This is a genomic window from Pseudoxanthomonas sp. SORGH_AS_0997 (assembly GCF_031453535.1).
Taxonomy (GTDB): Bacteria; Pseudomonadota; Gammaproteobacteria; order Xanthomonadales; family Xanthomonadaceae; genus Pseudoxanthomonas_A; species Pseudoxanthomonas_A winnipegensis.
This window is the reverse complement of record NZ_JAVIZI010000001.1, coordinates 2,531,644-2,557,522: the sequence shown is the minus strand read 5'-3', so window position 1 is coordinate 2,557,522 and position 25,879 is coordinate 2,531,644. Positions and strand designations below refer to the sequence as shown.

Annotated in this window: 20 protein-coding genes and 1 pseudogene; 9 read left to right on the top strand and 12 right to left on the bottom strand. The window is 68.2% G+C overall.

Annotated elements, in window-relative coordinates; translation table 11 throughout:
- Window positions 1–12 precede the first annotated feature (12 nt).
- The 3 genes from QE438_RS11200 to QE438_RS11190 all read right to left on the bottom strand — a co-directional run bounded on the left by QE438_RS11200 (window position 13) and on the right by QE438_RS11190 (window position 3,391).
- A complete protein-coding gene (locus QE438_RS11200) occupies window positions 13–1,170 on the bottom strand; it encodes an FtsX-like permease family protein (protein ID WP_130528221.1) in 1,158 nt (385 codons plus the stop codon).
- Between the two features lie 112 nt (window positions 1,171–1,282).
- A complete protein-coding gene (locus QE438_RS11195; protein ID WP_130532602.1) occupies window positions 1,283–1,969 on the bottom strand; it encodes an ABC transporter ATP-binding protein in 687 nt (228 codons plus the stop codon).
- Window positions 1,970–2,140: 171 nt separating this feature from the next.
- The gene (locus QE438_RS11190) at window positions 2,141–3,391 is read right to left on the bottom strand and encodes an efflux RND transporter periplasmic adaptor subunit (RefSeq protein WP_306995619.1); all 1,251 of its coding nucleotides are present in this window, start codon (window positions 3,389–3,391) and stop codon (window positions 2,141–2,143) included.
- Between the two features lie 225 nt (window positions 3,392–3,616).
- Here QE438_RS11190 and QE438_RS11185 point away from each other — a divergent pair, with 225 nt between their 5' ends.
- From QE438_RS11185 to QE438_RS11165, 5 genes are all read left to right on the top strand, one after another.
- Window positions 3,617–4,534 (top strand): ABC transporter ATP-binding protein, encoded by a 918-nt coding sequence (locus tag QE438_RS11185; protein WP_131660385.1) that lies wholly within the window; start codon window positions 3,617–3,619, stop codon window positions 4,532–4,534.
- Window positions 4,531–5,289 (top strand): ABC transporter permease, encoded by a 759-nt coding sequence (locus QE438_RS11180; RefSeq protein WP_306995622.1) that lies wholly within the window; start codon window positions 4,531–4,533, stop codon window positions 5,287–5,289. The genes QE438_RS11185 and QE438_RS11180 overlap by 4 nt, the downstream gene beginning before the upstream one ends.
- A gap of 52 nt (window positions 5,290–5,341) precedes the next feature.
- The gene (locus tag QE438_RS11175) at window positions 5,342–6,541 is read left to right on the top strand and encodes a sensor histidine kinase (protein WP_306995623.1); all 1,200 of its coding nucleotides are present in this window, start codon (window positions 5,342–5,344) and stop codon (window positions 6,539–6,541) included.
- 144 nt (window positions 6,542–6,685) lie between these two features.
- Window positions 6,686–7,288 carry a response regulator transcription factor gene (locus QE438_RS11170; protein ID WP_130516658.1) on the top strand — a complete coding sequence of 201 codons (603 nt, stop codon included), beginning with the start codon at window positions 6,686–6,688 and terminating at the stop codon, window positions 7,286–7,288.
- Between the two features lie 125 nt (window positions 7,289–7,413).
- Window positions 7,414–9,105, top strand: coding sequence for a diguanylate cyclase (locus tag QE438_RS11165; RefSeq protein ID WP_306995626.1), 1,692 nt, complete (start codon window positions 7,414–7,416; stop codon window positions 9,103–9,105).
- A 360-nt stretch (window positions 9,106–9,465) separates the two neighbouring features.
- Here QE438_RS11165 and fhuE read toward each other — a convergent pair whose 3' ends face one another.
- The 9 genes from fhuE to QE438_RS11120 form a co-directional block, all read right to left on the bottom strand.
- The gene (gene fhuE, locus QE438_RS11160) at window positions 9,466–11,646 is read right to left on the bottom strand and encodes a ferric-rhodotorulic acid/ferric-coprogen receptor FhuE (protein ID WP_306995628.1); all 2,181 of its coding nucleotides are present in this window, start codon (window positions 11,644–11,646) and stop codon (window positions 9,466–9,468) included.
- Between the two features lie 290 nt (window positions 11,647–11,936).
- Entirely contained in the window at window positions 11,937–12,488 is a 552-nt protein-coding gene (locus QE438_RS11155; RefSeq protein WP_306995630.1) for an alpha/beta hydrolase, read from the bottom strand.
- Window positions 12,485–13,858 (bottom strand): leucyl aminopeptidase family protein, encoded by a 1,374-nt coding sequence (locus QE438_RS11150; protein ID WP_306995632.1) that lies wholly within the window; start codon window positions 13,856–13,858, stop codon window positions 12,485–12,487. The genes QE438_RS11155 and QE438_RS11150 overlap by 4 nt, the downstream gene beginning before the upstream one ends.
- A complete protein-coding gene (locus QE438_RS11145) occupies window positions 13,855–14,574 on the bottom strand; it encodes an HAD-IA family hydrolase (RefSeq protein ID WP_306995634.1) in 720 nt (239 codons plus the stop codon). Before QE438_RS11145 ends, QE438_RS11150 begins: the two co-directional genes overlap by 4 nt.
- A 749-nt stretch (window positions 14,575–15,323) precedes the next feature.
- Complete coding sequence (locus QE438_RS11140; RefSeq protein ID WP_306995636.1) at window positions 15,324–16,424, bottom strand: AI-2E family transporter; 1,101 nt, start codon at window positions 16,422–16,424, stop codon at window positions 15,324–15,326.
- Window positions 16,425–16,437: 13 nt separating this feature from the next.
- Window positions 16,438–17,025, bottom strand: a complete 588-nt coding sequence (locus QE438_RS11135) for a hypothetical protein (RefSeq protein ID WP_306995638.1) — start codon at window positions 17,023–17,025, stop codon at window positions 16,438–16,440.
- On the bottom strand, window positions 17,022–17,516 hold the full coding sequence (locus QE438_RS11130; protein WP_306995640.1) for a phage holin family protein: 495 nt from the start codon (window positions 17,514–17,516) through the stop codon (window positions 17,022–17,024). The genes QE438_RS11135 and QE438_RS11130 overlap by 4 nt, the downstream gene beginning before the upstream one ends.
- A 31-nt stretch (window positions 17,517–17,547) precedes the next feature.
- On the bottom strand, window positions 17,548–17,904 hold the full coding sequence (locus QE438_RS11125; protein WP_130524469.1) for a hypothetical protein: 357 nt from the start codon (window positions 17,902–17,904) through the stop codon (window positions 17,548–17,550).
- Between the two features lie 108 nt (window positions 17,905–18,012).
- The gene (locus QE438_RS11120) at window positions 18,013–19,494 is read right to left on the bottom strand and encodes a Do family serine endopeptidase (RefSeq protein ID WP_130524519.1); all 1,482 of its coding nucleotides are present in this window, start codon (window positions 19,492–19,494) and stop codon (window positions 18,013–18,015) included.
- A gap of 508 nt (window positions 19,495–20,002) precedes the next feature.
- Here QE438_RS11120 and QE438_RS11115 point away from each other — a divergent pair.
- From QE438_RS11115 to QE438_RS11100, 4 genes and pseudogenes are all read left to right on the top strand, one after another.
- A complete protein-coding gene (locus tag QE438_RS11115; protein WP_306995643.1) occupies window positions 20,003–22,156 on the top strand; it encodes an adenosylcobalamin-dependent ribonucleoside-diphosphate reductase in 2,154 nt (717 codons plus the stop codon).
- A 143-nt stretch (window positions 22,157–22,299) separates the two neighbouring features.
- Complete coding sequence (locus QE438_RS11110) at window positions 22,300–22,845, top strand: hypothetical protein (RefSeq protein ID WP_165403008.1); 546 nt, start codon at window positions 22,300–22,302, stop codon at window positions 22,843–22,845.
- Between the two features lie 114 nt (window positions 22,846–22,959).
- Window positions 22,960–23,845, top strand: a pseudogene (locus tag QE438_RS11105) (NrdJb).
- Window positions 23,846–23,919: 74 nt separating this feature from the next.
- Window positions 23,920–25,872, top strand: a complete 1,953-nt coding sequence (locus QE438_RS11100; protein WP_306995645.1) for an NACHT domain-containing protein — start codon at window positions 23,920–23,922, stop codon at window positions 25,870–25,872.
- The last annotated feature ends 7 nt before the right edge of the window (window positions 25,873–25,879 follow it).

Below are 25,879 nucleotides of genomic sequence, written 5' to 3'. Positions count from 1 at the left end.
GCGTGCGCTCCTTCAGCGGCCGGCCAGTGCATCGACGATCTTCAGGCGGCTGGCGCGTAGCGCCGGCAGCACGCCCACCACCAGCCCGATCACCACCACCAGGCCCGCGCCGACGGCCCAGGTCTGGCCGGGCACGCGCGCCGGCAGCATGCCGCCGGCCTTGGCCGCCAGCGCCGGCAGGATGCCCGCCGCCAGCCCCAGGCCGATCGCCCCGCCCAGGCCGATCAGCAGCAGCGATTCGACCAGCACCAGCCACAGCATCGTGCGGTCCTGGAAGCCCAGCGTCTTGAGCGTGGCCAGCTCCGGCACGCGCTCGCGCACGGCCTGGGCCATGGTGTTGCCGGTCAGCAGCAGCAGGGTGAAGAACACCGCGCCCATGATCGAGGTGACGATCAGGCCGATGTCGGCGAACTGCTTGACGAAGGCCTGCTGCCAGGACGACTCGGTCTGCGACTTGGTCTCGTGGTCGGAGTTCATCGACAGCGCATCGATGGCCTGGGCCACGCGCGAGGCGTCGTCCGGGTTGTTGAGCGTGACCGTGTACCAGCTGACCTGGCTCTTGATGTAGTCGTTGGACTCATCGAAGTACTTCCAGTTCATCACCAGCTGGTTCTCCTCGTTGGCCGCCGTGCTGCGGTCCTTGGCGCGGAAGATGCCCACCAGCTGCAGCGGCCAGTCGTTGCTGCCGCCGCGCGGGAAGATGGTGGCCTGCAGCGGGATGGTGTCGCCGAGCTTCCAGCCGAACTTGTTGGCCAGCGTCTCGCCGACCACCGCGCCGGTGCGCGTGGTCTGGAAGGCCTTGAGCTGCGCGGGCGGCAGCTGCAGGTTGGGGTAGAGGTCGAAGTAGTTGGGCGCGACCGAGAAGTTGGGGAAGAAGTCCTTCGGGTCGCGGTAGATGCCGCCGAACCACATCGCATAGGTCACGTCCTTGACGCCCTGGACCTGCTTGATCTTCTGCTCCAGGTTGAGCGGCAGGGTCTGGGTGATGGACAGGCGCGAGGCGACGATCAGGCGGTTGGCGCCATCGACCGAGCCGCCGGAATTGAACGCCACGCGCACCGAGTCGAGCATCCCGTACAGCAGGAACGCGGCGACCACGCTGAGCAGGGTCAGGAAGGTGCGCGTCTTGCTGCGGAACAGCTGCGCCCAGACCAGGGAGAGATATTTCATGACGGACCTCGTGAGGCGAGGAGGGCTAAGGAAGAAGCGCGTGGAGGTGTCGTGCGGCGCGGGCCTCGGCGCGCGATTGCGTTCGCGCACGGCCCGCGCCGGAGTTCATCACTCAATGCTCGAGCGCATCGACCAGCTCGCCCTTGTCCAGGTGCACCGTATGGGTGGCGTACTCGGCGGCCTTGGGATCGTGGGTGACCATGATGATGGTCTTGCCATGGTCGCGATTGAGCAGCTGCAGCAGGGTCAGCACTTCCTCGGCCGAGGCGCGGTCCAGATCGCCGGTGGGTTCGTCGCAGATCAGGAAGGTCGGGTCGGAGACGATGGCCCGGGCGATGGCCACACGCTGCTGCTGGCCGCCGGAGAGTTCGTTGGGGCGATGGTCGCGGCGCTCGGCCAGGCCCACCAGGGTCAGGGCGATCTGCGCGCGGCGCTTGCGGTCGGCGGCCGACAGGTCGGTCAACAGCAGCGGCAGCTCGACGTTCTTCTGCGCGGTGAGCATCGGCATCAGGTTGTAGAACTGGAACACGAAGCCCACATGCCGGCTGCGCCAGTTGGCCAGCTGTCCGCCGCTGAGCCGCTCGATGTGCTCGCCCTCGATCTGGATCTCGCCCGAGGTCGGCGAATCCAGCCCGCCGATCAGATTGAGCAGGGTCGTCTTGCCCGAGCCGGACGGCCCCATCAGCGCGACGAAGTCGCCGGCGGTGATGTCCAGGTCCAGGCCGTGCAGCACGTGCACCTTTTCCGGGCCGCGCTGGTAGGTCTTGGTGAGGTTGCGGATCGAAACCAGGGACGTCATGGCGATGCCTCGTGTGGATGTGGGCCAAGGCCCGGGCAGAAGGAAACAGGCGCAAGGCGCGTGGGGCCCTTCGCGTGCGGTCCGGCGCCTGCTGCGCCGGTCTTGCTCGATTGCAACGACGCTCGTGCGCGGCGGGCTTCGACATCGCCCGCCGCCTGACACTCAAAGACCTCAGGACGCCGGTGCGCCGTCGCCGACCGCGACGCTGTCGCCGTCCTTGAGCGTGGCCGGCGGATCGAGCACCACCTGCTCGCCGGCGCGCAGGCCGTCGAGGATCTGGCGCTCGCTGGCCAGCGTCTGGCCGGGCTTGAGCGTGCGGCGCTGGACCTTGTCGCCCTCGACGACGAAGGCCACCGGTACGCCATCGCGCTCCACCACCGCCGCGGCCGGCACGCGCACGCCCTGCGGCGCCGGTGCGTCGGCCCTGGGCGCGGCCTCCAGGAAGCTCACGTTGACGCCCATCTCCGGCACGATGCGCGGGTCCTTGACCTTCAGCGCGATGCGCACCTTGACCGTGGCCTTGCCGCGGTCGGCGGTGGGGATCACGGCGATCACCTCGGCCGGGATCTTCCAGTCCGGATAGGCGTTGAGCGTGGCCACCACCGGCATCTTGGGCTGCACGCGGCCGATGTAGGCCTCGCCCACGTCCACCTCGACCTCCAGCGAATCCATGTCCACGATGGTGCCGATGCCGGTGCGGGTGAAGCCGCCGCCGGCCGACAGCGGCGAGACGATCTCGCCGGGCTGGGCCGCCTTGGCGGTGATCACCCCGGCGAAGGGCGCGCGCACCACGGTGTAGTCCTTGCCGATGCTGGAGATCTTCAGCTGATCGCGGGCGACCTGCACGTTGCGGCGCGCGGTCTCCAGCTGGGCGCGCAGCGCATCGCGCTCGGCGACCTGCTGGTCGAACTGCGAGCGCGAGACCAACTGTTGGTTCACCAGCGCATCCAGGCGCCGGGCCTCGGCCTCGGCCCGGGTCAGCTGCGCCTGCACGTTCTGCACCTGGCTCTGCGAGGAGGAGAGCTGGGACTGCGCCAGGCGCTTTTCGGCATCGGCATTGATCGGGTCCAGGCGCGCCAGGATCTGGCCGGCCTCCACGCGCTGGCCTTCCTCGATCATCACCTCCTCGACCCGGCCGGTGATCTGCGCCGAGACGGTGGCCGTGCGCCGCGCGACCACATAGCCGGTGGCGTCCAGCACCGAGGCTGGCGCGTCGGCGCCGCCGGTCATCGCCGCGACCGTGGCCGTGCGCACCTGCACCGGCTTGGCCCGGCCGAGCGCGAACCACGCGGCCGCCGCCAGCACCAGCAACACCAGCACGACAACCACCGCGATCCACACGCCCTTGCGCGAGGGCGCCGGCGGCGGGGCCTTGCTGCGATCGATGCGCAGCTCCTTGAGCAGTTCGGCTGAGGCGTTCATGGATCCATCGATGACGTCGTTGAGGCGCAAGTGTGACCAGACCGGGTGATTCGTACCAAGTTGCCGGAAGTCACAACCTGCCTGCGGTCGGGGCGCAGCATGCGCGGCGCGTGGGCCCTGCGGCCAGTGACAGCTGTCATCCGCAATGGCTGATCGACGCCACTGCCGGACCCGCGCATGACGGCGCAGGCTAACCGCACCTTCCGGTAATGGCTGATACGTCCCATGCCCGTCATTCCTCTCGATCCGGCTTCACCGGCACCCGCGGCGCTGCTCGGCGCGCATGCCCGCTATGGCGCGCTGGTCGCGCTCGACGGCGTCGACCTGGCGCTGCGGCCCGGCCAGGTGCTGGCGCTGCTCGGCCCCAACGGCGCCGGCAAGAGCACCAGCGTGGCCCTGCTGCTCGGCCTGCAGCGGCCCGACGCCGGGCAGGCGCTGCTGTTCGGACACGATCCCGATGCACTGAGCGCGCGGCGCCGGGTCGGCGTGATGCTGCAGAGCGCCGCCTTGCCCGACACGCTCACCGTCGGCGAGCTGATCGCGCAGACGCGCGGCTACTACGCCTGCCCGCTGAGCGTGGCCGACTGCGTGGCCATCGCCGGCCTGGACGGCCTGCTGCCGCGCCGCTACGGCCGGCTGTCGGGCGGGCAGCAGCGGCGCGTGCAGTTCGCCCTGGCCATCTGCGGCCGGCCCGAGGTGCTGTTCCTGGACGAGCCCACCACCGGCCTGGACATCCAGGCGCGGCGCCAGCTGTGGGCGGCGATCCGCGCCCGCGCCGCGGCCGGCTGCGCCGTGCTGCTGACCACCCACTACCTGGAGGAGGCCGAGGCCCTGGCCGACGAGGTCGCGGTGCTGCAGGCCGGGCACATCGTCGCGCGCGGCAGCGTGGCCGAGCTGCGCGGCCGCGTGCTGCAGCGCTGCATCCGCGCCCGCACCCGCGTGCCGGCGGCGGAGATCGCCCGCTGGCCCGGCGTGCACGCGGTGCGCCACGACGGGCAGGTCCTGGAGATCCAGGCCGAACCGGCCGAGCCCATCGTCGCGCGCCTGCTCGCCGCCGATCCGCAGCTGGACGAACTGGAAGTGCGCCGCGCCGGCCTGGCCGACGCCTTCCTCGCCATCACCCAAGGGCGGGAGGCCGCATGAACGCCATCACCGCCACCGCGCCGTCCACGCTGCGGCTGTATGCCAACGAGGCGCGCTTCGAGGCGCTGCGGCTGCTGCGCACGCGCTCCTTCGTGCTGCCCACGCTGCTGTTTCCGCTGATGTTCTATCTGCTGTTCGGCGTGCTGCTCAACCATGGCAACGCCGAGGCCAAGCGCTACCTGATGGCCAGCTACAGCGTGTTCGGGGTGATGGGGCCGGGCCTGTTCGGCTTCGGCGTCAGCCTGGCGCTGGACCGCGAACGCGGCCTGCTCACCCTCAAGCGCGCGCTGCCGGTGCCGCCGGGCGCGCCGCTGGCCGCGCGCATGCTCATGGCCATGGTCTTCGCGCTGTGCGTCGGCGTGCTGCTGCTGATCGTCGGCACCGTGCTGGGCGGTGTGCAGCTGACGCCCGCGCAGGTGGCGGCCCTGCTGACGGTGGACGTGCTGGGCGTGCTGCCGTTCTGCGCGCTGGGGCTGCTGGTCGGCGCCCTGGTCGGCGGCAGCGGCGCCCCGGCGGTGGTCAACATGATCTACCTGCCGATGTCGCTGCTGTCCGGCCTGTGGCTGCCGCTGTCGATGCTGCCGGGCTTCTTCGGCAAGCTCGCACCGCTGTGGCCGGCCTGGCACCTGGGCCAGCTGGCGTTGAAGGGCGTGGGAATGGACGATGGCGGTGCGGTGCTGGTGCATGCAGGCGTGCTGGCCGCGTTCGCGGCGGTGTGCTTCGCGCTCGCCCGGCGCCGGCTGCGTCGGGCATGAAGTCCCGGCGCCTGTGGTGGCAAGATCGTGGCTTCGTTCAGGACCTGACCCCATGACCTTTCCCGTTCCTGCATGGCTGCGGCCCGCGCCGGGCTCGCGTGCTGCCGAACAGATCGCGCAGGGCAAGTCGCCATGGACCGAGGCGGTCCACCTGATCTGGTCGGCCTGGGTGTTCGTGGTGCCGGTGTTCGAGCCTCACGGCTTCACCGCGACTTGGTGGCTGTGCACGCTGGTGTCGTATCCGCTGTTCCTGCTGCTGTACACGCTGACGATGGTCTCGGCGCGCCGCCGGGCGAACATCGCCGCGCTGGGCATGGTGGCGATGGCCTCGGCGCTGTGCGCGGTGTATCCCTCGGCCATCAGCTATTTCATCTTCGGCTGTCTGACGCTGCGGATGGAGGGGCGGCACGCGTTCGTGCGCTACCTGGGAATCATGCTGGTGCTCAACGCCGCGTTCCTGGCGTGCGCGCTGCTGGTCGGTTACCCCTGGCAGATCCTGCTGTGGCTGCCGATCTCCACCATCGGCACCGGGGTGGTGATCGCTGTGCAGCAGATCAACCAGCGCAAGGATTCGGCCCTGCGCCTGAGCCACGAGGAGGTCCGCCGCCTGGCCGCCGTGGCCGAGCGCGAACGCATCGGCCGCGACCTGCACGACCTGCTCGGCCACACCTTGTCGCTGGTGGCGCTGAAGTCCGATCTGGCCGCGCGCCTGGTCGAGCGCGACCCGCGCGCCGCGCGCGTGGAGATGGACGAAGTCAGCCGCGTCGCGCGCGAGGCGCTGGCCCAGGTGCGGCGCGCGGTCAGCGGCATCCGCTCGGCGCAGCTGGCCGCCGAGCTGGCCTCGGCCAAGCTGCTGCTGGAAACCGATGGCATCGCGATGGACTACCGGGTCGACGGCACGCCGCTGCCGCCGGCGGTGGAGAACGCCTTCGCCATGGTGCTGCGCGAGGCGGTGACCAATGTGCAGCGGCATGCGCGGGCGCGCACGGTGCACATCGCCGTGGCCGCGCAGGACCAGGCGCTGACCCTGCGCATCCACGACGACGGTCGCGGCGGCGCGCTGGTGCCGGGCAACGGCTTGGACGGCATGCGCGCCCGCGTGCAGGCCCTCGGCGGCACGCTGCAGGTGGACAGCGTGCGCGGCCACGGCACCACCGTGCTGGCGCACGTGCCCTGCGCCTCTCCCGCACTCGCCGAAGACTCCACCGTGGGCGCAACGGTCCCTTCAAATCAGATCGCATCCCCCCTGTAGAGCGGAGCTTGCTCCGCTGCTTTTGGCCGGATCGATCGGGAAAGCCTCAGCGGAGCAAGCTCCGCTCTACAGGGGGGCGCCGCAGCGGCGGCGATGAAGCTTCCCCATATAGAATCCCGCCATGCCCACCCAGCGCCCTCTGCCGTGATCCGCGTCCTGCTGGCCGAAGACCAGGCCATGGTGCGCGGCGCGCTGGCCGCCCTGCTGCGGCTGGAGGACGACATCGACGTACTCGAAGCGGCGGCCGACGGCGAAGCCGCCTGGCGCGCCCTGCAGCGGCTCACGCCCGACGTGCTGGTCACCGACATCGAGATGCCCGGCCTGTCCGGCCTGGAGTTGGCCCAGCGCGTGCAGCGCCACGGCCTGGCCACGCGCGTGGTGATCGTCACCACCTTCGCCCGGCCCGGCTTCCTGCGCCGCGCGCTGGACGCCGGCGTGGCCGGCTACCTGCTCAAGGACGCGCCGCCCGAACACCTGGCCGAGGCGCTGCGCAGCGTGCATCGCGGCGGCCGCGCCATCGCCCCGGAGCTGGCACTGGAAGCCTGGTCCGAGCGCGATCCGCTCAACGAGCGCGAGCGCCAGGTGCTGCGCCTGGCCGGCGACGGCGCCAGCGCCACCGACATCGCCAGGCAGCTGCGCCTCTCGCATGGCACGGTGCGCAACTACCTGTCCGAGGCGATCAGCAAGCTCGGCGTGGGCAACCGCATCGAAGCCTTCCGCGTGGCCAGGCAGAAGGGCTGGCTCTGATCGCCCAGGCGCGACGGGCCTGGCGCCTGCGCCCGCATCGAAAACTGCGACGCGCGTAAGCCTTTTGCACGCAATCGCATCGCGCCTGCCCGCTACCATGGCGCGTCGTCCCGCCCACGCCGCGCATGCTGTCCAAGAACCGCCTCGTCAACCAGATCGGCCCGCTGCTGGCGGCCATGATCTTCGTCCTGATCGGCTGGGGCATCCTGCGCGGCGCCGACCGCTTCGCCACCGATGCGCGCTGGGTCTCGCACACCCACGAGGTGATGGCGCGCATCGATGAGATCGAGGCGCGCCTGCGCGAGGCCGAATCGGCCGAACGCGGCTATCTGCTGACCGGCCAGGTCGGTTACCTGGCCGACTACCAGACCGGCAAGGCGCAGATTCCGCAGCTGTTCGCCGCGCTCGGCGCGCTGGTGCGCGACAACGGCCCGCAGGAGCAGCGCGTCACCCAGCTGCGCACGCTGATCGACCAGCGCCTGCGTCAGACCGACGCGGTGGTGCAGATCTACCAGCAGCAGGGCCTGACCGCCGCGCAGGCGACCATCGACACGCAGGCGCGTCTGACCTCCGATGCCATCCGCCGCCAGGCGCGGACGATGGGCGACGCCGAGCGCGCGCTGCTGGTCGAACGCGCCGCCTCCAGCGACGAGAGCGCCACGCTGCTGCGCATCCTGGCGATCGCCGGCATCCCGATCGGCATCCTGGTCATCGCCATGGTCTATGCGCTGATGGTGCGCGAGATCCGCGGCCGCCGCCGCGCCGAGCGCCGGATCCAGCAAAGCAACGCGCGCCTGGAGGCCACCGTGGCCGAGCTGGAGCACACCAGCGGCGACCTGCGCGTGCTCAGCCACTTCGCCAGCATGCTGCAGAGCTGCGTGCGCGTGGAGGAGGCGCTGGCCTTGACCTGCGAGGTCATGACGCAGCTGATGCCGGGCACCGGCGGCTGCATCTATCGCATCCGCGCCTCGCAGGACTACGCCGAGGCGATGGGCGGCTGGGGCACGCCGAGCGCCGCCAGCGCGGCGATGCTGACGCCCGACGATTGCTGGGCGCTGCGCCGCGGCCAACCGCAGCTGGTGCAGGGTCCGGGCACACTGCGCTGCCACCATATCGAGGGCGACGCCGGCGCCACCGCCTGCATCCCGCTCATGGCGCAGGGCCAGCAGTTGGGGTTCCTGTATGTCTCCGCGGACGACGCCGCCTTCCTGGCGCGGGTGCAGCTGATCGAGACCGCGGCCGAGCAGCTGGCCATGGCGCTGTCCAACCTGGAGCTGCAGGAACGCCTGCGCATCCAGTCCATCCGCGAGCCGCTGACCGGCCTGTTCAACCGGCGCTATCTGGAAGAATCGCTGGCGCGCGAACTGGCGCGCTGCGCGCGCCGCGGCCTGCCGCTGGCGCTGATGATGCTGGACCTGGATCACTTCAAGCGCTTCAACGACACCCACGGCCACCCGGGCGGCGACGCGCTGCTGGCCGGCTTCGGCCAGCTGCTGCAGCAGCTGTCGCGGCAGGAGGACATCGCCTGCCGCTATGGCGGCGAGGAGTTCACCCTGATCCTGCCCGAGTCCACGCCGCAGGCCGCGGCCGAGCGCGCCGAGCAGATCCGCGCCGCGGTCGAGGCCATGCGCGTGCCGCATCTGGGCAAGGACCTGCCGCCGGTGACGGTGTCGATCGGCCTGGCCTGCTTCCCGCACGACGGCCAGGAGCCCGAGGCCCTGCTGCGCAGCGCCGACCAGGCCCTGTACCGCGCCAAGGCGCAGGGCCGCAACCGCGTCGAGAGCAGCCACGACCCGCGCGCCGTCCGCTCGGCCTGAGCGCTGCCCCGGGTGTGAGCCTGATCCTGTGGGCGGCTCACATCTGTAGAGCGGAGCTTGCTCCGCTGGGGCCTTCCCACGAACCGAACGAAGAGCAGCGGAGTCCCCAAGAGGGGATTGCCACAAGCTCCGCTCTACACCCAGGCTGTTGGGAGATCTGGGGAGACATCTGCTCCCACTCAAGCAGCGTGCCACGGCGGCTTGCGCCATCGCACGAGCTGAGCAGGGAGGCCTGGTCCAGGCGATCAGCAAGCTCAACGAAGGCAGCCAGCTCCAGGCCTCGCGTATAGCCCGGCGGGGGCTGGCTGCAGCGCCGATTTGGCCGTGCGCACCGTGGAGCGGTGCGCACGGCCGCCCGGGTCAGAACGCCCAGGTCAGGCTGAGCGTGCCGCTGCGCGGCGCACCCCAGCCGCCATAGGCGGACGCGATCTGGCTGGCGTAGCGCTTGTCCAGCACGTTGTCCAGGTTCAACTGCACGGCCACCGCCTGGGTGATCCGATAGCGGCCGAACAGGCTCAGCAGCGCGTAGGCGCCCTGGTCGATGCGCGCCGAGCGGGCGACCGGCGCGGTGATGTAGACCACCCGATCGTTGTAGATGCGGTTCTGCCAGTTCACCCCGCCGCCCACGGTCAGGCCGTCCAGCGGACCGCCCTGGGCGGTATAGCTGGTGAACAGCTTGAGCGTGGTCGTGGGCAGGTAGGGCACCGGCGTGCTGTCGTCGTGGGCATTGCGCATCAGGTTGCGCGAGACGCCGAAGGTCGCGTTCCAGCCCGCCGCCAGACGGCCGTTGACCTCCAGTTCGTAGCCGCGGCTGACCACGTCCGCAGGCAGCGAGATCGCATTGCCCGCGGTGTTGTACAGGCCGGTGGAGACCGGGAAGTTGTCCTGCGCGGTGCGGTAGACCGCCAGCGAGGCGGTGAGCGCGTCCTCGAACCAGCCCGCCTTGACGCCCAGTTCGTAGCTCTTGCCCAGCTTCGGCGCCAGGAAGCGGTTCTGCGCATCGCGCGCGGTCTGCGGATTGAAGATGCCGGTATAGCTGGCGTAGGCCGACCAGGTCGGGTCGATGTCCCACACCAGGCCCGCATAGGGGATGGTCTTGTTGCGCGTGTCGTTGTACTCGCCGGCGCTGGTCCAGTGGGTGTAGCGCGCGCCGGTGATCAGCGATAGCGGATCGGCCAGCGACCAGCGGACCGCGGCATAGCCGGACTTCTGGGTGATCGTGCCGCGCCCGGAGACCTGCAGGGCCTTCCAGTTCGGCTCGGGCGCCTGGCTGCCGTCCCAGTCGTGGTAGTCGGGCAGCAGGATGCGGGCATTGAAGTCGTAGGTGCCGGTGTTGAGATAGCAGCGGCGGTTCCAGCTGGTGCCGAACATCAGCTGATGTTCGCGGCCGAACAGCGCGAACGGGCCGTCGGCGGCGGCATCCAGGCCTTCGACCTTGCGGTGGATGATGTACCAGCCCCCATAGGGGATCACGCCGCCGCCGCTGCTGCGGTCCAGTCCGTAGATCGTGTAGTAGGGATAGAACAGCTTGCTGTCCCCGTCGCTGCGGTCGTGGGTGGCGTTGAGCCTGAGCGACCAGCCGTTGTCGAAGCCCTGCCGCAGGCTGGCGAACGCGCGCTTGCTGGTCGTGTCCCAGTAGGCCCAGTCGGCGCCGGCGTTGAACGTGCGCGGCCAGCGGGTCCGGGTGCCGTCGGCATACAGCACCGGAAAGCCGCCCCAGGTCACATCGTCGGCGTTCTTCCGCTGCCAGTCGTAGCCCACGCTGAGTCGCGTGGAGGCGCCCAGGTCGGCGTCGAGCACCGCATAGCCCAGGGTCTTTTCCTGCGTGTAGCGCGCGAGGTTGAAGTCGCGGTCGGTGTAGTTGCCCACCGCCCGCGCCCGCACGGTGCCGCTGGCGTTGAGGGGCGTGGTCACGTCCACCGTGGCCCGGGTGCTGCCGAAACTGTCGCCGCCCACCGTCACGCTGCCGGTGAGCGTGTTGCTGTCGGCATGCTTGCGGATCAGGTTGACCGAGGCCGACGGATTGCCCGTGCCGGTGAGCAGGCCGGCGGCGCCGCGCACGATCTCCACGCGCTGGTACAGCGCGGTGTCCATCGAGGCATCGCTGTAGTTCCAGCCCTGCTCCATCGTGGTGGGGATGCCGTCGAACTGGAAGTTGTCGATGTCGAAGCCGCGCGCGTAGAACTGGTTGCGCTCGCTGTCGACCTGCCTGTTGGTCACGCCGGCGACATTGCCCAGCACCTCGCCGATGGTCTGCAGGTTCTGGTCTTCGATGCGCTGCTGGGTCACCACGCTGACCGACTGCGGGATCTGGCGCAGGCCCAGGTCCAGGCCGGTGCCGGCGGCGGTGGTCTTCACCGTGTAGTCCGGGGCGCGCTCGCCCTTGACCTGGAGCTTGTCCAGCGTGGTGACCCGCGCGGCGTCGTCGGCGGCGGCCGCAGGCGGGGCCGCCAGCAGCGCGGGGAGCGCGGACAGGCAGGCAAGGGCGAGCAGGGTGGGCGGCAGCGCGCGGCGCGTGCCGGTGGGGGGAATCGCAGTCATGGCAGTCTCTCCGTGGAACAGATGCCGACGGCGGGCAACCCCGTGCGTCGGGCGATGGGCGGAAGAGCTGGCTGGACTTGACGATCGCCGGGGTCGGCCCGCAGGGGCCGCAGCGTGATGTGCGAAGGCGGAGCTGGCGAGGTCGCGACCCCCGGCACGGAACGCACCGGTGGCCTGCGTCTGGCCGGGCGGCAGCGCCGCCGGCAGCGCGCGCAAGTGTAGCGACAGCGGCGACGGGCTTGTAGAGGCCTGGCGCGGCGATCCTTATCGCCGCCGCCGGCGTGTGGGCCTCAGCCCACGCACATGCGCTGGAATCGTGCCAGGCCCTGCGGCCATGGCCCGTAGCCGGCCTGGACATTGATGTGGCCCGCCGGGCCGACGTCCCACAGCGCGCATGCCCAGGCGTCGGCCAGCGCACGGGCGCGTTCGAAGCCGCAATAGGGATCGTCGTGGCTGGCCGCCAGCGTGGCGCGGAAGGGCAGGGCCGCGCTTGGCGCGGGTGCGAAGTCGGCCAGCGCGGCGGGCAGATCGGCGCGCTCGACATCGGGCGGGGCCACCAGCAGGGCATGGCGCACGCGCGTGGCCGCGGCCGGTCGCGCGGCGGCCCAGTGCGCCACGGTGATGCACCCCAGGCTGTGTGCCAGCAGCACCAGCGGGCCCTGCGTGGCCTGCGCCACGGCATCCAGCGTAGCGATCCACTCCGCGCGCCTGGGCGACATCCAGTCGCGCTGCTGCACGCGCTTCCAGTCCGGGTGCGCGGCCTGCCACTGCGACTGCCAATGCGCCGGGCCGGAATCCTGCCAGCCCGGCAGTACCAGCACCGTGGCAGGTGCGGCGCTCACGGCGCGTAGCGGCTGCGCAGCATCTCGAAGGCCGCGCGCAGCGCCATCGCCTCGCCGCCGGCGGGGCGGCCGGGGCGATCGTTGTCGTTCCAGGCGTACACGTCCAGATGCGCCCACGGCGTGCCGGCCGGGACGAAGCGCTCCAGATACAGCGCCGCGGTCACCGCACCGGCCATGCGCGAGCCGGCGTTAGCCAGGTCGGCCACGTGGCTGGTCAGATAGCGCAGGTACGGCCGCCACAGCGGCAGGCGCCACAGCGGGTCGCGCGTGCGCTCGCCGGCGGCCAGCCAGGCGTTGGCCAGCGCATCGTCGTTGGAGAACAGCACCGGCAGCTCGGGCCCCAGCGCGATGCGCGCCGCGCCGGTCAGCGTGGCGAAGTCCAGCAGCACCTCGGGCGTGTCCTCGCCGGCATGGGCCAGCGCATCGCCCAGGATCACGCGCCCTTCGGCGTCGGTGTTGTCGATCTCCACGCTCACCCCGGTGCGCGTGGCGATGATCTCGCCGGGGCGGAACGCATCGGGACCGATCGCGTTCTCCACCGCCGGCACCAGCAGGGTCAGGCGCACCGGCAGGCGCTGGCGCATGACCAGCTCGGCCAGCGCGATCGCGTGCGCCGCGCCGCCCATGTCCTTCTTCATGTTGCGCATGCCGTCGGCCGGCTTGAGATCCAGCCCGCCGGTGTCGAAGCACACGCCCTTGCCGACCAGCGACACCCTCGGCGCATCCTCCGCGCCCCAGCGCAGCGCGATCAGGCGCGGGGCGCGGTGCGAGGCGCGGCCCACCGCGTGGATCGCGGGGAAGTTCCGCGCCAGCAACGCATCGCCGGTGATCGCCTCGACCTGCGCGCCATGCTCGGCGCCGATCTGGCGCACGACCGCTTCCAGCTCATCCGGGCCCATGTCCTGGGTCGGCGTGTTGACCAAGTCGCGCACGCGCAGGCAGGCCGCTAGCAGGGCGTCGGTGCGCGCGTCGGCCGCTTCGCGCAGCAGCCGGGCCGGCGCGCGCGTGGCGGCCTTGTAGCGGTCGAAGCGATAGGCGCCCAGGCCCCAGCCCAGTTCCAGCGCCGCGCGCGCGTCGGCCGAGAGCGCGCTCACCACCTCCCAGGCGCTGCCGGCCGGCAGGCCCATCGGCGCGTGGCCGTAGGACAGCGGATCGCCCGCATCGGCGATGCCCAGCACCGCGCCGGCCACACCCGCCTCGCCCGGCAGCAGCGCCAGCGTGCCCGGCGCGGCGCTGAAGCCCTGCGCCTGCAGCCACGCGGCCACCGCCGGCGGCTGCTGCGCGCACCAGCCGCCGAACTGCTCGCGCTGCAGCACATGCAGCGGGCGCACCTGGTCGGTGCGGGCGTCGAGAAAGGCGGGAGCACTCATGCGGCGGCGGAGTCCTTGTCGTCCAGATGCGCGTCGAGCCAGTCGGCCAGCGCGGTGAGCGTGGAAAATTCGAGATCCGGCCGCGGCTCGTGCAGCGGCCAGGGCGCGCCCTCGCGGTTGAGCCAGGCCGCGCGCAGGCCCGCGCGCATGGCGCCGGCCGCGTCCATCACCGCGTGGTCGCCCACGTGCAGCACCTGTTCGGGCGGCAGCTCCAGGCGCACGCAGGCGGCGTGGAAGATGCTCGCCTCCGGCTTGGCCGCGCCGTGTTCGCGCGCGCTCAGCTGGAACACGAAGTGCTGATCCAGCCCGCAGCGCGCCAGATCGGCATTGCCGTTGGTCAGCGCCGCCACCGGCACGCGCGCGGCGATCCGCGTCAGCGCCTCGACGGCGTCGGGATAGCACTCGACCCGGTTGCGCTCGGCATAGAAGATCTCGAACGCGGGATCGAGCAGCGCCAGGTCGGCCCCGCTGTGGCGCAGGGCGTGTTCCAGGGTCAGCTTGCGCAGCGCGGAGAGGTCGTGGATCAGGTGCGGGTTGTCGGCGGTGACCTGGGTACGCAGCTCGCGCATGACCTCGATCGGGAACTGGTGTGCGGTGGCGGGGCTGTGGGTTTCCAGCCAGGCGTGCAGCTTGCGTTCGATGCGCTCACCGATCGGGGCGAACGGCCACAGGGTGTCGTCCAGGTCGAGGGTGATGGCGCGGATGTCGAAGGTCATGGGGGCATTTTAGCCTGTGGGCTGTGGCCCCTGCCTCGAGGGGCGCAGCCCGCCGTTGCCGTTGCCGTTGCCGGGCTGTTGCCTTGCTGTTGCTGTTGCTGTTGCTGTTGCTGTTGCTCTACCTGTCTGAGCCGTAAAGCACGCCGAGCACCGCAGCGAAGCAGGGCCGAAGAGGCGCCCTGTTTGAGCGAAGCGAGTTTGGGCGCCGTGCCCTGCTTCGCGAGGAGCGCAGGGGACCGATGCGCAGCATCGGCGTGCGTCCCGGCGAGAAGCGGTTTTGCTTCCTTTTGACAAGACAAAAGGAAGTCGCGCCGCAGGCGCGAAAGCTTTGCACTTGGCGCGCCGCAGGCGCGTTGCTTTCGTCCTACAAGTTCCGGCGCCAGCTCCTGACAAGTCTTGCTTTGAATTTGCAAGCAAAACTTGAGCGTCGCGCAAGCGCTTCTTAGAAGCAAAGCTTTCGCACGGCTTCGCCGTGCGAGCTACTTTTGTCTTGTCAAAAGTAGCCAAAACCGCTTCTCGCCGGGACGCGAGCCGCCGCTGCGCGGCGGTCCCCTGCGCTTCTCGGAAGACGGGGCACGGCGCCCAAACTCGCTTCGCTCAAACAGGGCGCCTCTTCGGCCCCGTCTTCCTGCGATGCTCGGCTCGCTTTACGGCTCAGACAGGGGAAGCAACAGCCGAAGCACAGCAACAGCAAGGGCAACGGCAGGTGCAACAGCAGTGCAACAACAGCAGCACCAGCAACGGCTGCGCTATTCCATCAGCCGCGCCCACCCCTCCATCCCCTGCACCCGCGCAAGCACCAGCTTGATGCACACCAGCATCGGCACCGCCAACAGCAGCCCCACGATCCCCCACAGCGAACCGAACACCATCAGCGACAGGATCAGGATCAGCGGCGACAGACGCATCTGCCGGCCCAGCACGATCGGCGTGACCACCTGGCCCTCCAGCGTGTGCAGGCCCAGGTAGATCGCCGCCGGCAGCAGCGAGGGCCAGGCATCGTCGAAGGTGGTCAGGCCCACCACCAGCATCATCACGATGCCGATCAGCGGGCCCACGTAGGGCGCGAAGTTGAGGATCGCCACCATCGTGCCCCACAACAGCGCATCGGCCAGCGGGAACTTCAGCAGCATCAGCGCGCCGGCGAACAGCAGGCCCACCACACAGTTGATCAGGCTGATGGTCAGCACATAGCGCGAGACCGCGCGCTCGATGGACTGCAGGATGCCCACGGTCAGCTTCTGCTGCTGACGCCTAGGCATCAGCGCCACGGCATGGCGCTGCAGCGGCTGGCCGTAAACCATGAAGAAGAACGTCAGCAGCACCACCGCCAGCACCGAGGCGATCATGCGCGGGGTGGCGGTCAGCGTGCGGTACGGATCGTCGGCGGTGCGCATCACCTGCGGGCGCCGGCCGGTGTCGCCGGCGGCGGCGCGGGCGAAGTTCTCGGCCGCCTGGTTGGCGTCGTAGACCGGCTTGGTCAGCTCATGAAGCTTGGGCGCGAGCTGGCGCAGCTCGCGCGGGGCCGCCTTGGCCCAGGCCGCGGCCGGCGGCACCATCTGGTAGGCCAGCGCCCCGGCCGCGGCCAGGCCCAGCATCAGCACCAGCAGCGCACCGAGGAAGCGCGGCACGTACAGCCGCTGCAGGCCGCGCAGCAGCGGGTTGCCGACCAGCGCAAGGAACACCGCCAGCAGCACCGGCAGGATCACCGCCTGCGCCAGCCACAGCGTGTAGCCACAGGCCAGGAAGGCCAGGATCACCAGCGACAGCGGCCCGCGCGGGCGCGGTGGCGCCGGTTTGACGGGCAGGGGCGTGGGCGCCGGCGAGAGATCGGCTTCGGAGGTGGACATGCGGCGGCTGGCGTTAGCGTTCGGAAACGTCGGTGGCCGCTTCGGCCGGGCGCGGCGCCTGCGCCGCCCAGGCCTCGGTCTCACCGCGCGCCTCGGCGGCGCGGCCATAGGATGACACGCCGCGCGCCGCGGTCGGCGCCGGCCCGCCGTCGGCGGTGGCCAGCCCGGCCGCCCGCGCCGTGGTGTTGCCCTGCGCCAGCCGCGCCGCGTCGTCCGCGCCGGTGGTCGCGGCCGCCGCACCCGCCGCGGCGGCGGCCTGATGGGTGGCCCCGGCCGCCGACTGCGCGCTGCCGGCCGCATCGTGCGCCTTGTCCGCCGCCTGATCGGCCTGCCAGGCGGCCATGGCCGCCTGCAGCGAGGTGAACATGCCGGAGATCGCGCTCACCGAGCGCAGCCACTTGGTCGCCCCGACCGCGCGCATCGGCCGGGTCTGGCCGATCACGAAGCCCAGCCCCAGGCCGGCCAGCACGATGCGCCATGGCGTCCAGCCGCGCTTCCAGTGCCCGATCAGGGCCTCGGCATCGGCCAGGGTCTGGGCGCGGCGATGCTCGACCAGCGCCTCGGCGCGGTCCACGCGATGGCGCAGGTGAGCGAACTTCATGGCGTGCCTCCTTGCTGGTCGCGCAGCTGCTCGGCGGCCGAGCGCGCCTCCGGCCCGGCGTCTTCCTCGTCGTCGTCGCCCAGGCCCATGGCCTTGAGCTGGCGCCGGGTGGCGTCCATCCGGCTGAAGCCGAAGTAACGCAGCGTCTGCCACACGCCCAGCGCGGTGATCGCCAGGCTCAGGCCCGCGGCCACCGACAGCGCGCCGAGCCAGGACAGCCCCAGCCGCTGCAGCAGGGCGATCAGCGCGCCCATCAGCAGCAGCCAGCTGGACACGCCGAACGCGGCGGCCACCGACATCCACACCATCGCCCGCGCCAGCGAGGCGCGGGCCAGGGCGAAGTCGGCCAGGACCAGCCGGCGCAACGATTTGGCGGTGGCCACCGCCGAGGACAGGCTGTCCTTGCCGGCCTTGCCGACGCGGCGCAGGCTCTCGTCCAGCGAGGGCGTTGCGTCGTCGCCGGGGGCGGCGTCGTGGTCGGGTGCGCTCACGCCGGCTCCGGTGTCGCGGTCGTGCGGGCGATCAATCGCTGCTGCGTCCCAGCTTGGCGATAACCCAGCCTGCGGCCAGGGCGATGCCGAAGGAGGCCAGCGGACGCTCGCGGATCAGTTCGGCGGCGCTGTCGATCAGGTCGCGGCCCTTTTCCACCAGGGCGTCGACCTGCTCGCGGGCGGCTTCGCCGCCGAATTCGGCCGCGCTCAGGCCGGCCAGCGCGCCGTCGGACAGCTCGGCCTTGGCCGTGGCCTTGCCCAGGCGCAGCTCGTCGCCGGCGACCGAGGCGGCGCCCTTGACCGCATCGCTGGCGGCCGAGGCGGCGGACTTCAGGTGTTCCCCGGCCTCGCCGAGGGAGGACTTCATCTTGTTGGCAGCGTCGGACATGGCATGGCTCCTTGAACGGGTGGGACAGCAGATGGTCGAGCCTACCCCAGGGCCGCATGAATGCCCCGTCAGCGTGCCGCATGCGGCCCGTGACGGGACGGCCAGCATTCAGCGCATCAGCAGCGTGCCGTCCTCGCCGTCGCGCAGCACGCGCAGCACCAGCTGCTGCGGCGGCTTGGCGAAACTGCTGCGGAAGCTGGGCAGGTCGGCGAAGCGGCCGTTGCTGCCCTCGATGATCACATCGCCGCTGCGAAGCCCGTTGGTCCAGGCGCGGCTGCGCGGCTGCACCTGGCCGACCTGCACCCCGCCGCCCACGCCGTTGGCGCGCAGGGTCTGGCGCAGGGCCTCGTCGACCTCGTTGAAGGTCGCCCCGGACAGGCGCGGGTCCAACTGCGCGCCGGGCAGGTCGCGCTGCTGTTCCTTCAGGCCCACGCGCAGACTCAGCGGCTTGCCGTCGCGGCGGATGTCCAGGGTGACCTGGCTGCCCACGCCCTGCAGGCCTTCGAAGTTGTGCAGCGCCGCGCTGTTGTCGATGCGCTGGTTGTTGGCCTGCAGCACCACGTCACCGGGCTTGAGCCCTGCGGCGGCCGCGCCCGAACCGGGATACACGCCGGTCACCAGCGCACCGCGCGGCGTATCCAGGCCCAGCGCCGTGGCCAGGCGCTGATCCACGTCCTGCGTGGTCACGCCCAGCGTGCCGCGCTTGACCACGCCCTTGTTGGTATAGAGCTGCTCGGCGATGTTGCGCGCCAGGTCGATCGGGATGGCGAAGCCCAGGCCGATGTTGCCGGCCATCGAGCCTGAAGGATTGAAGCTGGCGGTGTTGATGCCGACCAGCTGGCCCTGCAGGTTGACCAGCGCGCCGCCCGAGTTGCCCGGGTTGATCGAGGCGTCGGTCTGGATGAAGTTCTGGTAGCCGGCCACCGGGATGCCGCTGCGGCCCACCGCCGAGACGATGCCCGAGGTCACCGTCTGGCCCAGGCCGTAGGGGTTGCCGACCGCGACGACGAAATCGCCGACCTGCAGCTTGTCGCTGTCGCCCAGCGGGATCTGGGTCAGGTCCTTGGGCGGGATGCGGATCAGGGCCACGTCGGTGTCCGGGTCCGAGCCGAGGAACTCGGCCTCCACCGTGCGCCCGTCGCTCAAGGTCACCGACACGCCGTCGGCGTTCTCCACCACGTGGTGGTTGGTGAGCACCAGGCCGCGCTGGGCGTCGATGATCACGCCCGAGCCCAGCGCGCGCTGCACGCGCTCCTGCGGGATGTTGGGGATGCCGAACAGCCGGCGGAACACCGGATCGTTGGCGAATGGCCCCAGCGGGCTGGCCACACGCACGGTCTGGCGGCTGTAGACGCTCACCACCGCCGGGGTGACGCGCTTGAGCATCGGCGCCAGCGACGGGACCGCCTGGCCTTCCACCGCGGCCGGCAGCGCCGCGCCCGCGGCGGCGGCCGGCACGATCGCCGAGGACGGCGGCCCGTCCTCGCGCGCCAGCGCGGGGTGGTCGAAGGTCTGGTACAGGCCAAGGGCGACGAAGCCGCCGAAGGCAGCGGCGGCGGTCAGGGACAGCAGGGTCGGCAGTGGGCGCATACGGGTCGGGTGGCGATCGGCATGGAAGGAGGCGCCCGAGGGCGTGCGGCATCGCGGCAACGCGCCTGTCATCACCGCCCCCGGCAACCTGAACGAGTGTGATCAGCGGCGCCTAAACCGGCAATGAAATCGGCCCGCGCAGGCGCGGCGCGGGTTCCATGGAAGGCGCACCCCAGCGTTCCACGCAAACTGCGTGACGCGTGGTTGACAGCCCTCCGGGGCGGGACTACTTTCCATGGCTTGCGGCCCCAAGATGTAGCGAGGTGTCCGCGCAATGGCCCCAAGCCATAGGGTTTGGCTTGGGTTTCCCGGCGCCAGTGGGGAAGCGGCGCATGCATCAGGTGTGCAGGGGGTCCAGGCCGGACCGTCACCACAATCTGTCCGACGCTTCAGTGCCTTGCCCGGGCATGCGTGCGCACACGCCGCAGCTGACCGAAATTTCATCCATCTCGCGCGCGCGCCTAAGCTGGCGCGCGGGCCTTTCATCCATGACGGAGAGCTCCAATCCATGAGCACGGTGCGCCTTGAGGCGGTCAAGAAAGCAGAAGCGGCCCGCGTCATCCCGATGCAGCCCGCGTCCCAGGACATCTGGGACAAGAAGTACCGCCTGAAGAGCAAGGCCGGCGTGGCCATCGATGCCGACATCGACGGCACCTACCAGCGCGTGGCCCGTGCCCTGGCCGACGCCGAGCCGACCGCCGAGAAGCGCGCCTACTGGTACGAGCGCTTCGTCTGGGCGCTGCGCCGCGGTGCCATCCCGGCCGGGCGCATCACCTCCAACGCCGGCGCGCTGGAACACAAGCCGGCCACCAGCACGATCAACTGCACCGTCTCGGGCACCATCACCGACTCGATGGACGGCATCCTGGAGAAGGTCCACGAGGCCGGCCTGACCCTCAAGGCCGGCTGCGGCATCGGCTACGAGTTCTCCACGCTGCGGCCCAAGGGCGCCTTCGTCGCCGGCGCCGGCGCCTACACCTCCGGCCCGATGTCCTTCATGGATATCTTCGACAAGATGTGCTTCACCGTGTCCAGCGCCGGCGGGCGCCGCGGCGCGCAGATGGGCACCTTCGACGTGTCGCATCCGGACGTGAAGGACTTCATCCGCGCCAAGCGCGAGGACGGCCGCCTGCGCCAGTTCAACCTGTCCCTGCTCATCACCGACGGCTTCATGCAGGCGGTGGAGGACGATGCCGACTGGCCGCTGGTGTTCCCGGTCAACCAGAAGGAACAGGGCGACATCGACCTGACCGACGCGGCCAAGGTGGTCTGGCGCGAGTGGCCCAACGCCGACCAGTACGTGCAGCGCGACGACGGCCTGGTGGCCTGCAAGGTGTATGGGCACATCCGCGCCCGCCACCTGTGGGACATGATCATGGTGTCCACCTACGACTACGCCGAGCCGGGTTTCATCCTGATCGACCGCGTCAACGAGATGAACAACAACTGGTGGTGCGAGAACATCCGCGCGACCAACCCCTGCGGCGAGCAGCCGCTGCCGCCTTACGGCGCCTGCCTGCTGGGCTCGATCAACCTGACCACCTTCGTGCGCGACCCCTTCACCGAACAGGCGCGCTTCGACTGGGAGGAATACAAGGAAGTCGTGCGCGTGTTCACCCGCATGCTCGACAACGTGGTCGAGGTCAACGGCCTGCCGCTGGAGCAGCAGCGCAACGAGATCCTGCGCAAGCGCCGCCACGGCATGGGCTTCCTCGGTCTGGGCTCCACCCTGACCATGCTGCGCATGAAGTACGGCAGCGCGGACTCGTGCGAGTTCACCGAGCAGATCGCCCGCGACATGGCCGTGGCCGGCTGGGAAACCGGTCTGGCGCTGGCCAAGGAGAAGGGCGCCGCCCCGATCATGGAGGAGCGCTTCGAGGTGACCCCGGCGATGCTGCGCCAGCGCCCGGAGATGGAGCGCGACGGCTGGCGCGTCGGCCAGCAGATCGAAGGCAAGGTGCTGCACGCCAAGTACAGCCGCTACATGCAGCGCGTGGCCTCGGTCGCGCCCGAGCTGGTGGACGAGCTGGCCGAGGTCGGCGCGCGCTTCACCCACCACAGCTCCATCGCCCCCACCGGCACCATCTCGCTGAGCCTGGCCAACAACGCCTCCAACGGCATCGAGCCCTCCTTCGCGCACCACTACAGCCGCAACGTGATCCGCGAGGGCAAGAAGTCCAAGGAGAAGGTGGACGTGTTCTCCTACGAGTTGCTGGCCTACCGCGAACTGGTCAACCCCAAGGCCATGCCGTTCTCCGAGGACGCCCAGGCCAAGCTGCCGGACTATTTCATCGCCGCCGACGACATCAGCCCCAAGGAGCATGTCGACGTGCAGGCCGCCGCGCAGAAGTGGGTGGACAGCTCGATCTCCAAGACCGCCAACGTGCCCACGGACTATCCCTACGAGCAGTTCAAGGACATCTACCGCTACGCCCACCAGCAGGGCCTGAAGGGCTGCACCACCTTCCGCTTCAACCCGGCCGCCTTCCAGGGCGTGCTGGTCAAGGAGGCGGACCTGGAGAACACCACCTACCGCTTCGAGCTGGAGGACGGCTCCTTCGTCGAGGTCAAGGGCAACGAGCAGATCGAATACGACGGCGAGATGCACACCGCCGCCAACCTGTTCGACGCGCTCAAGGAAGGGTATTACGGCAAGTTCTGAGCGCCGCGCGCGCCGGCCCACACCGGCATGCGCGATGCTGGAAGACCCCTGCGCCGCCCGCAGCACGGCGCAGGGTGGACACCCGTAGCACGCGGCTGCACTGGCATCGTCTTGGCACCCCTACGAGCCCTGATGGAGGGCACATGAGCACAGGAACGGAAATCTCGGCGACGCTTTCCGAAGCCGCCGAAAGTGTGAAGGAAAAGACCAGCGAGCTCGCCACCGTCGTGGCCGAGGCCGCTTCGCATGCCGCCGACACCGTCGCCAAGCGCGCGGCCACGGCGAAGAAGTCCGCCAGCAAGACCCTGGAGAAGGCCAAGAAGGCCGTGACCAAGCGCACCAGCAAGGTCACCAAGGCGGTCAAGAAGACCGTGGCCAGCACCAAGCAGAAGCTGGTCGCCGCCAGCGCCTCGGCCAAGGCCGAGGCCGCCGCGCTGAAGGCCAAGGGCGTGGGCAAGAAGGTCGCCGCCAAGAAGGCCGCGAAGAAAGTGGCCAAGAAGACGACGGCCAAGCGGCTCGCCGCCAAGCCGGCGGTGAAGAAGGCCGCCGCCAAGAAGGTCGCGGTCAAGAAGGCCGTCAAGAAAGCCGCAGTGAAGAAAGCGCCGGCCAAGAAAGCCGCCGCCAAGAAGGCGCCCGCCAAGAAAGCAGTGAAGAAAGCCGTCAAGAAAGTCGCCAAGAAAGCGAAGTAACCCGCAGCACCGCCCTGGCCGCGCACCGGCCAGGGCACGCCGCCTGAGCGCGCCTACTGGCGCACGGCGGTGTCCTCCCACCTCAACGCAGTACCGCATCCAGGACCCAAGGCCATGGCCGTCAAGATCGACAAGAAAATCAAGGGCTACAGCGTGCTCACCCCGGAAGACAAGGCGCGCCAGGCCGCCGCGCCGGTGCCCGCCGAGTCCGTCAGCCCGCGCCACCGCCGAGGCCGAGGCCGAGCTGCCCGTGGCCGAAGTCATCCAGATGCACGAGCGCATCGAGCGCCCCGACGTGCTGGTCGGCAGCACCTACAAAATCAAGTCGCCGATGGTCGAGCACGCCATGTACGTGACCATCAACGACATCGTGCTCAATGCAGGCACCGAGCACGAGCACCGCCGCCCGTTCGAGATCTTCATCAACTCCAAGTCGATGGAGCATTTCCAGTGGATCGTCGCGCTGACGCGCATCATGTCGGCCGTGTTCCGCAAGGGCGGCGACGTGACCTTCCTGGTGGACGAGATGAAGGCCGTGTTCGACCCGCGCGGCGGCTACTTCAAGGCCGGCGGCGTGTACATGCCCTCGCTGGTCGCCGAGCTCGGCGCCATCGTCGAGGAGCACATGAAGTCCATCGGCCTGATCCACGACCCGGAAATGTCCGAGCACCAGAAGGCGATGCTGGCCGAAAAGCGCAAGCAGTACGAAGACCGCTCAAAAAAAAACACTGACGTAACCCCCGGCGCCAAGCGCAGCGACGCTGTTGCTCCCTCCCTTTCGCGCAGCGAAGGGGAGGGCCGGGGAGCGGGCGCTCCTGCCTCTACTTCCGCCCTCATCCCCAACAGCACCGCCGACCACGTCGAGGACATCGAAGTCACCGGCGACGGCGCCAGCTTCCCGCCCTCGGCCAGCATGTGCCACAAGTGCAACACCAAGGCCATGGTGATCATGGATGGGTGTCAGACGTGTTTGAATTGTGGGTATTCGAAGTGTGGGTAAGTTTTTTTACCAATAGACAAATCGGTCGTCAAATTAGCCCGCTATTTTTCTAAAAGCAAACGGAGCTGCTTGTGTTGGAAGGGGAAGATAAAATGCTGTCGGCGGCAGTTGGTTCAAAAGTTATTGCGGCCGTGTCTGGAGAAATAGCTAAGGGTGCGACACCTCTTTTGGTGAAAAACTTCATCGAAAAAGTCGTCACGCCATACTTTAGTGGGAAGAAAGCAAAGGCAAAAATAGTAAACGGGACAAGGAGGTATGCTAGAAATATTGAGTTTAGAACTCGTTGCGTACCAAGTATTGCCATAAAAAGTGGCTCTTTCATACTAGATGATATTTACGAGCCGCTTCAATTAGTCCGGGTTGGGAATGGCGAAGAGCTCACAATTGAGGGCTATCCGGCAGAACTGTTTCGCGGAAATCGTTGTGTGGCCATCATTGATTCGGCTGGCATGGGAAAGTCGACGCTGACCAAATACGTCATTCGCCGCTGTCTGTCCGAGCTAAAAAAAATTCCTCTACTCATCGAGCTTCGCAGGCTTAAGCATGGTCAGACGATAATAAGTCTGATTTGCGAGGAGGTTCTTGGAAAAGAACGCTCAGATGGCGCTACAAGTGATCTGGTTTTATCCCTAATGGAAGGAAATTTTCTTTTTCTCCTTGATGGGTATGATGAAGTCGATCCCGAACTTCGAGCGGATGTAAGTGCAGAAATATCTCGCATATCTTCGGACTATCAATACTGCAACTTTTGGCTGACTTCTCGTCCAGATCCGGCCCTGGCTAGTTTTTCAGAATTTAGTGCCTTCGAAATATCTAACCTCACATATGAGCAGGCATGCTCTTTGCTCAAGCGGTATGATCAAGGACGTGGCCTTGCTTCAGTTCTTATTGAAAAACTAGATTCTCTACCCCAGGTGGAGGATTTTCTTGGAAATCCGTTGCTTGTGACGTTGCTTTACAAGGCTTTTGACTATAAGGCCACGATACCAATTAAGCGAAATATTTTCTTTCGGCAAGTTTTTGATGCGCTCTATCAAGATCATGATCTTAGTAAGGAGGGGGCGTTCGAGCGAAGGAAAAAATCAGCGCTTGATTTGGATGATTTTCATAAGTTTGTGCGGGCGCTTGGATTCGTAACCTTCAAGGGGGGAAGAGTTCAGTACTCACAGATTGAATTTACTGGCTACATCAAAGAGGCAATTGATAAGTCGCGGCTGCCAATTGATTCGGCAAAAATGAAGTCTGATCTACTCTCTGCCGTTCCTATTTTTGTACGCGATGGAGATGAAGTTCGCTGGTCGCATAAGGCTTTTCAGGATTATTTTGCAGCTCAGTTCATCTATTATGATTCTGAATCGGTTCGAGATCAGATAATTGATCGATTGTTTGCTAGTGAGTCTATTGGGCGTTACGAAAATATACTGTCTATGCTGGGGGAGCTCGATCTAGGGCTTTTGCGCGAAAGATGCATTATGCCTTTTTTAAATGAGGTCGGTGCGTTCGATTGTGGTGGTGAAGGCAATTATTCGCCGACATTGAGGTACATTGATTCGGTCACAGATATCTACGCTATTAAGGATCTCCACCCCAAAAAGAAGGCGGGAGGCCCCTCAATCTTTGACCATGCGGTCGAGGAGCTTTATTCTGAGTTTCCCGAGCTGAAAGGGCGCATGCAGATTAGGGCGACATTCTCATCTAAAGAATATGTGGCCGTGGTCAGTTTTGCTAAGGCGCCGGCGATAAAGCATCAAATTGTTGGAGACATGGATTCGGCTTCTTTTCCTATAGGGCGGAAGGGCAGAATTCCTTTAGTAGTTATCAAATCTTTCATGGACAGTCGGGCTGCGTCCCTCAGCAAGATTGTTCGAAAAAGTGACGACCCAGAAGCCGCGCGAACTATTCTTGAAGCTATGGCAAGTATGGCTCAGGTAGCAGCGCCCACAGCTGATTCTCTTGAACAATTAAGGATTGAGGTTGCGCGTAGGGGTTCTATCAAGGCTGCCGAATCTTTACTAGATGGTCTCTGACCCTCCT

Excerpts from the sequence above, each read along its gene's own strand:
- QE438_RS11175 (WP_306995623.1), top strand. The coding sequence starts at position 5,342 with ATGACCTTTCCCGTTCCTGCATGGCTGCGGCCCGCGCCGGGCTCGCGT.
- QE438_RS11180 (WP_306995622.1), top strand. The coding sequence starts at position 4,531 with ATGAACGCCATCACCGCCACCGCGCCGTCCACGCTGCGGCTGTATGCC.
- QE438_RS11190 (WP_306995619.1), bottom strand. The coding sequence starts at position 3,391 with ATGAACGCCTCAGCCGAACTGCTCAAGGAGCTGCGCATCGATCGCAGC.
- QE438_RS11120 (WP_130524519.1), bottom strand. The coding sequence starts at position 19,494 with ATGCGCCCACTGCCGACCCTGCTGTCCCTGACCGCCGCCGCTGCCTTC.
- QE438_RS11115 (WP_306995643.1), top strand. The coding sequence starts at position 20,003 with ATGAGCACGGTGCGCCTTGAGGCGGTCAAGAAAGCAGAAGCGGCCCGC.
- fhuE (WP_306995628.1), bottom strand. The coding sequence starts at position 11,646 with ATGACTGCGATTCCCCCCACCGGCACGCGCCGCGCGCTGCCGCCCACC.
- QE438_RS11140 (WP_306995636.1), bottom strand. The coding sequence starts at position 16,424 with ATGTCCACCTCCGAAGCCGATCTCTCGCCGGCGCCCACGCCCCTGCCC.
- QE438_RS11165 (WP_306995626.1), top strand. The coding sequence starts at position 7,414 with ATGCTGTCCAAGAACCGCCTCGTCAACCAGATCGGCCCGCTGCTGGCG.
- QE438_RS11185 (WP_131660385.1), top strand. The coding sequence starts at position 3,617 with ATGCCCGTCATTCCTCTCGATCCGGCTTCACCGGCACCCGCGGCGCTG.
- QE438_RS11125 (WP_130524469.1), bottom strand. The coding sequence starts at position 17,904 with ATGTCCGACGCTGCCAACAAGATGAAGTCCTCCCTCGGCGAGGCCGGG.
- QE438_RS11200 (WP_130528221.1), bottom strand. The coding sequence starts at position 1,170 with ATGAAATATCTCTCCCTGGTCTGGGCGCAGCTGTTCCGCAGCAAGACG.
- QE438_RS11145 (WP_306995634.1), bottom strand. The coding sequence starts at position 14,574 with ATGACCTTCGACATCCGCGCCATCACCCTCGACCTGGACGACACCCTG.
- QE438_RS11195 (WP_130532602.1), bottom strand. The coding sequence starts at position 1,969 with ATGACGTCCCTGGTTTCGATCCGCAACCTCACCAAGACCTACCAGCGC.
- QE438_RS11150 (WP_306995632.1), bottom strand. The coding sequence starts at position 13,858 with ATGAGTGCTCCCGCCTTTCTCGACGCCCGCACCGACCAGGTGCGCCCG.
- QE438_RS11135 (WP_306995638.1), bottom strand. The coding sequence starts at position 17,025 with ATGAAGTTCGCTCACCTGCGCCATCGCGTGGACCGCGCCGAGGCGCTG.
- QE438_RS11110 (WP_165403008.1), top strand. The coding sequence starts at position 22,300 with ATGAGCACAGGAACGGAAATCTCGGCGACGCTTTCCGAAGCCGCCGAA.